Annotated in this window: 12 protein-coding genes; 9 read left to right on the top strand and 3 right to left on the bottom strand. The window is 59.8% G+C overall.

All coding sequences use genetic code 11. The features are described 5' to 3' along the window. The first annotated feature begins 254 nt into the window (after positions 1 to 254). The 3 genes from C8D82_RS17735 to C8D82_RS17725 are packed head-to-tail and all read left to right on the top strand — an operon-like array spanning position 255 to position 3038. The gene (locus tag C8D82_RS17735) at positions 255 to 1268 is read left to right on the top strand and encodes a TRAP transporter substrate-binding protein (protein ID WP_165833170.1); all 1014 of its coding nucleotides are present in this window, start codon (positions 255 to 257) and stop codon (positions 1266 to 1268) included. Then, entirely contained in the window at positions 1268 to 1744 is a 477-nt protein-coding gene (locus C8D82_RS17730; RefSeq protein WP_116885627.1) for a TRAP transporter small permease, read from the top strand. Before C8D82_RS17735 ends, C8D82_RS17730 begins: the two co-directional genes overlap by 1 nt. After that, entirely contained in the window at positions 1737 to 3038 is a 1302-nt protein-coding gene (locus tag C8D82_RS17725) for a TRAP transporter large permease (RefSeq protein ID WP_116885626.1), read from the top strand. Before C8D82_RS17730 ends, C8D82_RS17725 begins: the two co-directional genes overlap by 8 nt. Positions 3039 to 3215: 177 nt before the next feature. Here the strand turns inward: C8D82_RS17725 and C8D82_RS17720 are convergent, their stop codons facing one another. The 3 genes from C8D82_RS17720 to C8D82_RS17710 form a co-directional block, all read right to left on the bottom strand. Further along, positions 3216 to 3524, bottom strand: coding sequence for a ferritin family protein (locus tag C8D82_RS17720; RefSeq protein ID WP_116885625.1), 309 nt, complete (start codon positions 3522 to 3524; stop codon positions 3216 to 3218). Positions 3525 to 3698: 174 nt separating this feature from the next. Then, complete coding sequence (gene deoC, locus C8D82_RS17715; RefSeq protein ID WP_116885624.1) at positions 3699 to 4424, bottom strand: deoxyribose-phosphate aldolase; 726 nt, start codon at positions 4422 to 4424, stop codon at positions 3699 to 3701. A 12-nt stretch (positions 4425 to 4436) separates the two neighbouring features. Next, the gene (locus C8D82_RS17710) at positions 4437 to 5495 is read right to left on the bottom strand and encodes an ankyrin repeat domain-containing protein (protein WP_116885623.1); all 1059 of its coding nucleotides are present in this window, start codon (positions 5493 to 5495) and stop codon (positions 4437 to 4439) included. A 183-nt stretch (positions 5496 to 5678) separates the two neighbouring features. Between C8D82_RS17710 and C8D82_RS17705 the strand changes: the two genes are divergently transcribed. From C8D82_RS17705 to C8D82_RS17680, 6 genes are all read left to right on the top strand, one after another. Continuing rightward, positions 5679 to 6659, top strand: coding sequence for a GntR family transcriptional regulator (locus tag C8D82_RS17705; protein WP_116885622.1), 981 nt, complete (start codon positions 5679 to 5681; stop codon positions 6657 to 6659). A 21-nt stretch (positions 6660 to 6680) separates the two neighbouring features. Beyond that, complete coding sequence (locus C8D82_RS17700; RefSeq protein WP_116885621.1) at positions 6681 to 7757, top strand: Gfo/Idh/MocA family protein; 1077 nt, start codon at positions 6681 to 6683, stop codon at positions 7755 to 7757. Between the two features lie 13 nt (positions 7758 to 7770). Continuing rightward, the gene (locus C8D82_RS17695; RefSeq protein ID WP_116885620.1) at positions 7771 to 8673 is read left to right on the top strand and encodes a Gfo/Idh/MocA family oxidoreductase; all 903 of its coding nucleotides are present in this window, start codon (positions 7771 to 7773) and stop codon (positions 8671 to 8673) included. A 385-nt stretch (positions 8674 to 9058) separates the two neighbouring features. Beyond that, the gene (locus C8D82_RS17690) at positions 9059 to 9811 is read left to right on the top strand and encodes a glucosamine-6-phosphate deaminase (protein ID WP_116885619.1); all 753 of its coding nucleotides are present in this window, start codon (positions 9059 to 9061) and stop codon (positions 9809 to 9811) included. Continuing rightward, positions 9804 to 10757, top strand: a complete 954-nt coding sequence (locus tag C8D82_RS17685) for an amidohydrolase family protein (RefSeq protein ID WP_116885618.1) — start codon at positions 9804 to 9806, stop codon at positions 10755 to 10757. The genes C8D82_RS17690 and C8D82_RS17685 overlap by 8 nt, the downstream gene beginning before the upstream one ends. Positions 10758 to 10818: 61 nt before the next feature. Next, complete coding sequence (locus tag C8D82_RS17680; protein ID WP_116885617.1) at positions 10819 to 11598, top strand: glycosyltransferase family 2 protein; 780 nt, start codon at positions 10819 to 10821, stop codon at positions 11596 to 11598. Positions 11599 to 11602 lie beyond the last annotated feature (4 nt).

Raw genomic sequence — 11602 nt, 5'->3', positions numbered from 1 at the left:
TTTCCAACATTCTTTCATCATGTCGTCTATGAAACAATACACTTCGGTGATATAGTCTTCCGTGAGCATGCTTGAATACCTTTCTAAGTTGGTTGTAGCTAACCTAACTTAATCGATATTTCGGCTATTAATAGCCCAAGCATGCTCTTTTTCGTTTTTTACCAATAAAACTTGCACACGGCGTTAATATAGTATGATGATGTTAAATAACATTGTATGTTGCATTCTATAATTTCCGGATAAGGAGGAGCATCTTGAAACTGTTTTCAGAGTGGACATCGCGGCTGCTCGGCGGCGGCCTGATCGCCGTGCTGGTGCTGTCGCTGGGGTACGCCTGGTGCGTGCGCTCCGCGCAGCGCGGCGCTGGGGACGGCACGCGGATCCTGAAGCTCGGACACGGGCTGCCGACGGACCACCCGGTGCACGAAGCGATGGTGATGATGGCGGAACGGGTCAAAAAGCTGTCGGGCGGCAAGCTGGAAATACAGATTTACCCGTCGGGCATGATCGGCTCCGAAGCGGAGTGTCTGAAGCAGGTGCAGAACGGGCAGCTCGACATTTCCAAGACCTCCACGGCGGTACTGGAATCAAGCGTACCGGAGATCACCGTGCTCGGCCTGCCGTATGTGTTCCGCGACAGCGATCACTTCTGGAAGGTGCTGAACGGCCCCATCGGCCGCGACCTTGCCGAGCATCTCCCCGGAATGCGCGGCCTTGTCTATTATGACGCCGGGACGCGTAATTTCTACACGACGAAGAAGCCCGTCCGCAAGGCGGACGATCTCAAGGGGCTGAAAATACGCACCCAGCAGAGCCGCAGCGCGATGGATATGGTCAGCGCTTTCGGCGGCGCTCCGACTCCGATCCCGTGGGGAGAGCTTTACACCGCGCTGTCTCAGGGCACGGTGGACGGAGCGGAAAACAACCTGCCGAGCTTCGAGACCGGCCGCCACATGGAAGTGTGCAGATTTTTCACCTTCAGTGACCATGTGATGGTACCCGATCTGCTGGTGGTCAGCTCCGCCACCTGGAATTCGCTGTCGGAACAGCAGCGCGAGTGGCTGGAAATCGCCGCCGCCGAATCCGGCCTTTTCCAACGCAAGCTCTGGGCGGAGGCCGAAAAGCGTGCCCGGACCCGGGCGGAAGAATTGGGAGTTGAATTCATCGTCGTGGACAAGGCGGAGTTCGCGGCGAAAATGGAACCGGTCTATTCATCGTACACCGGCAAAACCGCAGAATTGATCCGCAAAATCCGGGAGGTGAAATAATGCTCGACACCCTGAAAAAACATGCTCTGCGCGTGCTGAACGTCTGCCTGATCGCCGCTGTCGCCCTCCTCGTGATCGACGTGCTGCTCGGCGTCGCGTCGCGCTATCTTTGGGGAGCACAGATCAAATGGACCGAGGAGCTTGCCGGCGTGCTGCTGATCTGGGTCAGCTATCTCGGGATCGCAGCGGCCTTTGAAGCGCGGGCGCACCTCGGGATCGATATTCTGACCAATCGCTTTGCCGCCGGGATGAAGCTGAAAATGGCGTTTTTCATCCATTTCGTCACGCTGGCCTTCACCCTGATTGTTTTTGAAATAGGCGGGGTCAAGCTGGTGATGCAGGCGCTTCACCATTGGAATGTGCTGCCGGCGCTTCAGGTGTCGGACGTGGTTCAATACCTGCCGCTGCCGGTCAGCGGGCTTTTCATCCTGTTGTTTGAAGTGTGCAATCTCCGGGAGGACCTGAAACATGACTGAAGTGGCAATCGTTCTTGTCCTGGTGTTCGTCGCGTTGCTGCTGAGCAATGTTCCGATCGGCGTGGCGATCGGAACCGCCTCGCTCGCGGCGGTTTTCGCAAACGGCGGAATGGCTTCGAGCGAAACGATCGTGGCTGACCGGATGGTGAACGGCGTGAGTTCGTTTTCACTGCTGGCAATTCCGTTCTTCGTACTTTCCGGCATCCTGATGGGGCGCGGCGGCATGGCGCGGCGGCTGATCGACTTCGCCAATGCGCTCGTGGGGCGTTATCCGGGCGGGCTTTCCTATGTGAACACCCTGACCTGCATGATGTTCGGTTCCATTTCCGGTTCCGCCACGGCGGCGGTTTCAAGCGTAGGCGGCTTTATGCTGCCGGAGATGACCCGCAACGGCTACGACCGCGATTTCAGTGTAGCGGTGACCACGGCGGCGGCGACGACGGGGCTGATCATCCCGCCCTCGAACATCATGATTGTCTACGCGGTCGCGTGCGGCTCGGTTTCGATCGCGGCAATCTTCATCGCCGGAGTGATTCCCGGAATCGTGATGGGGCTGTGCATCATGACGGTCTGCCTGATCCACGCGATCCGCAAGGGGGACAAGGGCGGAGTGAAATGCAGCCGGCGACAGATCTGGACCGCTTTCCGGCGCGCCTTCCTGAGTTTGTTCCTGATGGTGGTGATCATCGGCGGCATCCTCGGCGGCATCTTCACCGCGACGGAAGCGGCGGCGGTGGCGGTCGCGTATTCGCTGATCCTGGCGATGGCGGTCTACCGGGAAGTCAAATGGCGCGATCTTCCCGATATCCTGCGGCAGACCGGCGTCACCACCGCCGTGGTGATGCTGCTGATCGCGGTAAGTTCGTCGATGAGCTGGATCATGACCATCGCCAACATTCCGCAGACGATCAGTTCGGCGCTGGTGGCGGTTTCGGAGAACCGGTTCGTGCTGCTGCTCATCATCAACCTGTTGCTGCTGGCGGTGGGAACTTTCATGGACATGACTCCGGCGGTGCTGATCTTCACGCCGATTTTCCTGCCGGTGGCGCGTCAGCTCGGCATGAGCGACATCCAGTTCGGAATCATGATGATCGCAAACCTCTGCATCGGGCTGTGCACTCCGCCGGTGGGCTCCTGTCTCTTCCTAGGCTGCGGCATCGGCAAAACTTCGATCGCGAATGTGACGAAGCCGATGATTCCCTTTTTCATCGCGATGATCGTCGCGGTGCTGCTGATCACCTTCATACCGGCGCTCTCCATGTGGCTGCCCGGCATTGCGGGACTGTTGAAATAGCGAAACAAGAAGTTCCCTGCCTGAAACACGTTCCGGTCCCGGTACGGCAATCCTGACGGCCCTGATGCCGACCTGCCGCGGCTCGAATTCCGGAAAGCAATTAGTCGACAGAAAAAAACGGCAGGGAGTTTGAACTCCCCGCCGTTCGTCTCTGGCGAGATACCGGTTGAAAACCGGCTACTTCTTCTTTAACTTCTCAATCATTTCCTCGACCTCCCCTGCACCGGCTTTGTAGTGTTTGCACTCATCAGGCGCAAGCTCATGCAACAGCCGCAGGAATTCTCCGGCGTGGACGCGCTCCTCATCCGCCACATCCACCAGAACTGCTTTGGCCAGTTTGTTGTCGGTCGATTCGGCCAGCTGCATGTAAAGCTGTGTCGCTTCATACTCCGACGCAATCATAAAACGAATCGCGCGTATCAACTCCGGCTCCGTCACCTTGCGGTCATGATGAAGGCCTTCAAACGGATTACTGAATGACGGCATAATAAAACCTCCTCTTGCTTTATTTGGTTGCCTTATCATTCAATATAAACCAAAATAAAAATAAATCAACTATTCTGCCGAAATACTTCCACGAACATATTACAAATAACCACCCGACTCCCAATTTGGCAATAACAGGCAAACACCGCAACAGCGTTTTCCCGGCGTTCCGCTTCAGGCCTGCCCGTAAAGGCGCCGGACGGCTTCGTCGAGAATCGCGGCGGTTGCGGTTGCTCCGACTCGGGTCACACCGAGCTTCCGCACCGTCAGCAGGTCATCGAGCGTGCGGACGCCTCCGGCCGCCTTGATCTGGATCGCGGGATCGGAAACGCGGCGCATCAGCGCGAGTTGCTCGACGGTAGCCCCGGTATAGTTGTAATTGCCGTCTTCACGCTTCGTGAAGCCGTAACCGGTGGAGGTCTTGATGAAGGCGGGCCTGATCCGGTTGCAGACCAGACAGAGCTGCTCGATCTGGGCATCGGTGAGGAAATCGTTTTCGAAAATCACTTTCAGGATCGCGCCGCCGGAGGTCACTTCACGGTTCACGGCTTCGATCTCATCGCTGACGAATCCCCACTCCGCCGAACGAGCCTTGCCGATGTTGATGACCATGTCCACTTCGTCGGCACCGTCCTCCACCGCCTGCTTCGCCTCGAAGACCTTGACGGCGGTGGAACTGTTGCCGTGCGGGAAACCGATCACAGTGCCGGTTTTGATCCCGGTGCCGTCGAGCAACTGGGAGATAATCTTCACAAAATACGGTTTGATACAGACGGAAGCGCAGTTGTAATCAACCGCCAGTGCAGCCCCCTTGATCAATTCCTCATCGGTCATGGTCGGATGCAGCAGCGAGTGATCGATCATCTTGGAGAGTTCATCCAGCGTGTAATCCAATTCCATATCCTGTCCTTTTCATTCTCTTGCTCCGGCTTCACGGAGCATCATTTCAATTTTCCGGTACCGGAATTCTTTTGCATTGCCGAGCGGAGTCACCAGCCGCCCGTTCTGATAGAAGGATTGCAGATTCACGTCGGCGCCTCCGGCGATCAGGGCGCGAATCACCTCCAGTTTGCCTTCGGATTCGCCGATCCGCAGCTCGCCGCGTTTTTTTTCCCACTCCTCGCTCCCCTCCGGAGCAGTCAGCGGGTCGAGCACCGACGGCGGCGGCCCGATCGCATCGACCAATACGGTCATCCCGACCTTGGTGCGGGCATTCGGAGTGACGCCGGCCTCCAGCAGCAGTTTCACCAGGTCGGCCCGTTCCGAACGAACCGCCTGGAACAATTCCGCGGTCGCCTCCGCCGGATCGGCCTTCACCGCGGTCTTCAGCAGCAGCTTCACCATCCTGCCGTCCGGCTCGCGCCCGGCGCGCTCCATGATGCTGCGCACGGTGGCTTCTTTGGTGATGAAGTCGTTCACCTCGCCGCTGGTATGGTAAAGCATGAAAATCACAAACGCCGCGATCAGTCCCAGCAGGATCAACAGAGAAGTGACTCCCTTGAACAGCACAAAGAAACCGGCGAACGACGAGGCGCGGCGCGGCGGCTCCTCCGGTTCGGCGTATTCTTCCGGTTCTTCCTCCGGTTCCGGCATTTCAACGGCGGGCGGTTCTTCCGGGGAAACGGCCACAGGTGGAGCCGCCTCCGGTTCCGGCACGGGCAACGGCAGGTTCAAAAGCTCGACTTCGAGCGGCATCCGGTCGAAAAGCTCGGTGTAGCTCATCCAGTTCACACAATCCGGCGACAGGCAGACGGCATCGCAGGAGAGTTCCCCGGATTCAAGCATCTCTTCAAGCCGGGCCGCCGGGTAGAGGAACACTCCGCCGGAGGTATTCATGTAGATTGAATCGGGCAGACAGCGCGACACGCAAAAACTGCAGCCGCAGCGTTCACACCAAAGCGTGACGCCGACCAGTTCCGGATAGATTTCGTAGTCCAGCCCGCAATTCGGGCAATTCACCAACTCCGCCATGCGACCGCCTTTCTGAAATACACTCCTCTAACATAGCGTGTTATACCGCTTTTTTCTAATCCGAATGTCCCCTCCCTGTAAAAAAACAACTTTTTTCCCAATTCCGCCCTTGAAATAGTTGCCTAGTCAAATTATAATATAACAAAGAAACCTAGATTAAAATTAACCGCCGAGGAGTGTTCCATGGTCAGACAGCAACCGTTCCGGGAGATTGCCCGGGAGATTGAACGCAGGATCCGGCAGGGCGTCTATCCGGAAAACAGCGCCCTGCCCTCCCGTCCGGAGCTGGCGGAGGAATTCGGGGTGGCCCGCGCCACATTGGACCGGGCGATCCAGGAACTGACCCGTTCCGGAATTCTGGTCAGCCGCCACGGTTCCGGCACCTTCGCCGCGCCGATCGCGGAAAAGAAATTCAGGGTCGGCGTAGTGTCGGGAGCGGAATTCATGGAGTACGCCGGCAGCATATTCGATGCGGTCTTTCTGAATCCCGCCGAACTGGAAAACCGTTCCGCATGGCGGCGGCTTTTTGAATTCGACGGCCTGCTATGGGTCCGCCCCGAAGCGGTGCTGTTTCCGGCGATCGAGGCGATCGCGCCGCAGGTGCCGAGCGTATTGATCAACCGCGTGGTGGCCGACCTGCCCTATGTTTCGAGCGACCATCGCCGTGCCTATTACGAGATCACCCGCAGCCGGATCGCGGCGTATCCCGAAGCATTGCCGGTACTGCTGCAGAGTCGCCCGGATTCGCTGGTCACCGGCTACCGGTGCGAGGGTTTTGTGGACGCCTGCCGCGAAACGGGCAAATTCTACGAAGTTGTGCGTATGCCGCCTGACTTTAAAGAGAAGGTCGCCACGCTGGAAGAACGCCTGAAACTCTCGGACGAACGTCCGCTGCTGGTGGTCAGCGATACCCGCGCCCACACCGGCGCATTGATGCGCTGGAGCGCGTTCCATCCGGTCGAATGGCGCGGCAACCTGTTCTACAGCGACTTCGACAATGATTTCGACACGGACATCTTCGGCGTTCGCGTGACCGGTTTCCTGCAGGATCAGGAGCTGCTTTTCAAGGAAGCGGCGGCGAAGCTCAAACGGACGCTAGACGGTACGCCGGACGCCGAATCGGGACTGCTGGTTTATCCCGAATTCCGGGATGCGGATACTTAAATTACTTAAGGAGAACACGACATGAACCGGAAAGTGAAAACAGCCATCGCCGGTTTCGGCCGCAGCGGCTGCGACATCCACGCCAGGTACCTGAAGACTGATCCGAGATTCGAGGTTGTCGCGGTGGCCGACGAACTGGACGACCGGCGGGAAGACGCAGTCAAGGCTTTCGGCTGCAAAACATTCCATAACGCAAAGGAGCTGATCGCCGCAGGCGGCTTCGAACTGCTGGTCAACGCGACGCCGAGCCGTTTCCACGTCGAAACCTCGCTCGCCGGATTGCAGGCGGGATTCCATGTGCTCAGCGAGAAACCCTCCGCGACCACAGTGGCCGAATTCGACGCGATCACGGCAGCCGCCGAAAAAGCGGACAAGCTTTTCTTCCCCTTCCAGAATTCCCGCTTCTATCCGTACTTCCGCAAAATCCGCGAAGTGATCGCTTCGGGGGTGCTGGGCCGGATCATCTGCATCCGCAGCAACTGGTCCGGCTACGGCCGCCGCTGGGACTGGCAGACCCGGCAGGACCAGTGCGCCGGGAATCTCTTCAACACCGGCCCGCATCCGGTGGATCAGGCGCTCGTATTGTTCGGGGACGCCACGCCTCAGGTGTTCTGCCGGATGGCGGCGTACCACTTCGACTTCGGCGGCGACGCGAACAACTTCTGCGCGCTGACCCTCTACGGCGACGGTGCGCCGACCATCGAAATTCAGGTCAGCTCCTTTCAGGCTTACCCGCAGGGCGAACAGTACAACATCCAGGGAACGCTCGGCGGGCTGACCGGAGGCCCCTCCGGGCTGCGCTGGAAATACTTCGATCCGGCCCGCGCCCCGAAACATACGCTGTGGAAGCCGTGGAGCGACCGCCGCCAATACTGTTCCGAAACGCTGAACTGGCAGGAAGAGACCTGGAGTTTCCCCGATCCGAGCAGCAACGCCAACGGATTCACGGATCTTTCCGCCGGAGTCTACGACAACATTTACGACATACTGGTCAACGGCGCACAGCGGATCATCACCCTCGATCAGGTCCGCCGCCAGATTTACGTGATGGAAGAGGCGCACCGCCAGAATCCCCTCCCCCGCATCGAACTCAACTGAAGGAACTTTTATCATGCAGGAACTCAAAGTGGGCCTCGTCGGCCTCGACACCTCCCATGTCGTCTGTTTCGCCGGATGCTTCAACGATCCGGCGGATCAATTCCACGTCCCCGGCGTGAAGGTCGTCAAAGCCTTCCCCGGCGGCAGTGAAACCTTCTCGCTGAGCCGCAGCCGCGTCGCCGGCTTCACCGCCGACCTCCGCGACAAGTACGGCGTCGAAATCGTCAGCTCCATCGAAGAACTCGCCGGGCTGGACGCCTATCTGCTCGAAAGCGTCGACGGCGCACAGCATCTTGAACAATTCAAAGTACTTGCGAAATTCGGCAAACCGGTTTTCATCGACAAGCCGCTCGCCTGCTCCTACAGCGATGCCAGAACGCTTTTCGACCTTGCCGCACAGTACAATGTGCCGATCATGACCGCATCGAGCATGCGCTTCGCCGCCGGGATCGCCGGACTCAAGCCGCAGGATGAGACCGTCGCCGCCGCCGAAGGCTTCGGCCCGATGGCGATCCTCGACGACTACCGGGACTACTTCTGGTACGGCATCCACTCCGCCGAAATCGTGTACAGCTACCTCGGCAAAGGATGTGCCGAAGTCCATACCGAAAGCAACGGGAAGTTCGATCTCGTCGTCGGCCGCTGGAACGACGGCCGCCTCGGCCTCGTCGCCGGCAACCGGGTCGGAGCCAATAACTTCGGAGTACGGCTGACCACCGACAAGCGCCATATCGTCAGCGTGCAGAACCCGGACATCCCGTATATGTTCGCGCTGGCGCAGTCGATCGACCGCTTTTTCCGCACCGGAGTCTCCCCGATCGATCCGGCCGAAAGCCTTGAGGTAATCGCCTTCCTCGAAGCCGCCAGCCGCAGCCGCGCCCGGGGCGGCGTTCCCGTCGTCCTCGCCGACCTCTAACCGGCAACTTTGGGTTGCCTCCGGCGGCCGGGGGCGCTTCGCCCCCCGGTCCCCCAGACCGGCAAGGTGCCGGCGCCGGGTACGGTTTCGAGCTTTTTGCTGCGCAAAAATCTCAAAACCGGGGGTAGGATCTATGAGTTTGTTTGCTCTATCGGCGGAACTCTGCACCGGCACGTTGCCGGTCGGGTTGCAAGGGCAAGCGCCTTGCCCGTCGGAGACGCTTGTACGCTACTGCGCCCAGCTCCGGTGCCTGATTGAAAATCAGGCACCGGAGCGCACAAGGTCTGCAAACCGCAGGGTTGCAGACCCGCCAGCCGCCCAAGCGGCATGGCTTCTCCCCCCCTGACAAGGGATTATACAATTAATATTGAAAGGAACATGAAACATGCAGGTAAAAATTTTTGACGACAAGGTTTCACTCGGAACAGCGGCGGCGAAAGCGGGAGCGGAAAAAATCCGCAAGGCGCTCGCCGACAACGGCAAAGCGAACATTATTCTCGCCACCGGCGCCAGTCAGTTCGAAATGCTGGCGGCGCTGTTGCAGGAGCCGGGAATCGACTGGAGCAAAATCCGGATTTTCCACCTCGACGAATACATCGGGCTTCCGGCGGACCACCCGGCGGGATTCCGCAAATATCTGTGGACCCGCTTCGTGTCGAAACTGCCGGTGCCGCCCGCAGCGTTCCATCCGGTCAACGGCAGCGCCGCCGATCCGGAGCAGGCCTGCGCCGAACTGGATGCGGTTATTTCCGCAAATCCGATCGATGTCGCGTTCATCGGCATCGGCGAAAACGGTCACATCGCGTTCAACGATCCGCCGGCGGACTTCGATACCGAAAAACCCTACCTGGTGATCAAACTCGATGAGAAGTGCCGCAGGCAGCAGCTCGGCGAAGGCTGGTTCCCGACGCTGGCGGACGTGCCGGAACGGGCGATTTCGATGAGCTGCCGCCAGATCCTGAAAAGCAAGGCGATCATCAACACCGTGCCGGACAAGCGCAAGGCCGAAGCGGTCAGGGGCGCTCTCGAAGGGCCGCTGACCAATCTCTGCCCGTCGTCGATCCTGCGCACCCACTCCGACGTGGCCACCTTCCTCGACCGCGATTCGGCGTCGCTGCTGGAGAAGAAATATGAATAATCCGGGCTGGGTCGATCTTCAGGTCAACGGACACAACGGGGTGAACTTCTCCGATCCGGAACTGACCGAATCGGAGTTCCTGCGGGCGGCGGACGAGCTGTTCGCCGCCGGAACCGCCGTTTTCCTGCCGACGCTGATCACCTCCCCGGCCGAAGTCTACCGCCGCAACCTGCCGCTGATCCGGCGGGCGGTCGAACGGCACGGCCTCGCCGGAGCGGTTCCGGGCATCCATCTTGAAGGGCCTTTCATCGCACGCGGCGCGATCGGTTCGCACAACCCGGAGTGGGTGCAGGCCCCCTCCCCCGAAACGGTGGAACGGCTTTACCAACAGGCGGAAGGCTTCGTCAGGCTGATCACCGTCAGCGCCGATGCGCCGGGCGCGCCGGAGGCGATCGCCCGCGCCCGGAAACTCGGAATCGCGGTTTCCGTGGGCCACCACCTGGCAAATACCGCGGACATCGTGAACGCGGCGGATGCGGGAGCGCAGGCGCTGACCCACCTCGGCAACGGCCTGCCGAATCAGCTCGACCGGCACCGCAACCCGATCTGGGCGGGACTGGCCGAGGACCGGCTGAGCGCGATGATCATCACCGACGGCCATCACCTGCCCGCCGACCTGATCAAGGTGATCCTGCGTGTGAAGGGGGCGGACCGGGTGATCGTGACCAGCGACGCTTCGGAGGCGGCCGGATATCCTCCCGGCCATTGCCGCGTGCTCGGCAACGACGCGATCCTGACGCCGGATGGAAAGTTGTACAACCCGGCCAAGAACTGCCTGGTCGCGGCGGCGGTCACGCTGGACTTCTGCATGAAGCACCTCGCCTCGCTGGAGCTGCTCTCCGACGCGGAGCTGCTGAAAGTCGGCCGCACCAACGCCCTCCGCCTGATCGGCAGCACTCCTGAGTGTATGGAGACTACGCGGCAAGAAAACACTTCTGCAACTTGAATAATGGGCTCACGGGTGTATATTGAACTGCATAACAGTAAAACAACAACTGCGAGCGTTCATGAGCACACCCGAAGTTACCGTCATCATAGCGAACTACAAGACTCCCGAGCTGACGCGGCTCTGTCTGCGCCTGCTCCGGATGCACACCGCTCCGGAACGGTACAAGGTGATCGTCGTGGACAACGATTCGCAGGACGAATCGCTCGAATACCTGCGCGGACTCCGCTGGATCAGGCTGCTGGAGCGCCGCAACGTCGGCGGCGAAACTCCCCACCAGATGGAAGCGCGCGCGATCGATCTCGCGCTTAAGGAGGTCGACACTCCGCTGACGCTGCTGATGCACACCGATACCCTGATCCGCAACGACCTCTGGCTCGACTTCCTGGTCAACCGGATCAACGCCTCGCCGCAGATTGCCGGACTCGGCAGCTGGAAACTCAAAACCACCACCCATTACCGCCGTTTCGCCGGCTTCGTCGAAGGGCTGGCCAAGAAGTTCCGCGCGGAAATCAAACCGAAGCAGGAGCGGTATCTGCGCACCCATTGCGTGCTGTACCGCACCGAACTCCTGAAGCGGTGTCCCGGCGGCTTCGACGACGGCGGCCCGGTCGGGCGCTCCATCCACCGCAGGCTGGTCGAACAGGGCTACGAGATGAGTTTCGTGACCCCCGAAGAACTGGGGCGGTTCGTCAGCCACCTCCAGCACGCGACCACCGTACTGAATCCGCTGTGCAGCGACAAACCGGTCCGGCTGTCGGCCCGGCGGCGGCTGCGCCGCAAGCTCAACCAGTTTGAATACCGGCGGGTATTGCTGCTCGACGACCTTGACGGGGAGTGAGCGT

The sequence above is a fragment of the Victivallis vadensis genome (assembly GCF_003096415.1).
Classification (GTDB): domain Bacteria; phylum Verrucomicrobiota; class Lentisphaeria; order Victivallales; family Victivallaceae; genus Victivallis; species Victivallis vadensis.
The sequence above is the reverse complement of the archived record's forward strand: the minus strand, read 5'-3'. Positions and strand labels throughout refer to the sequence as shown.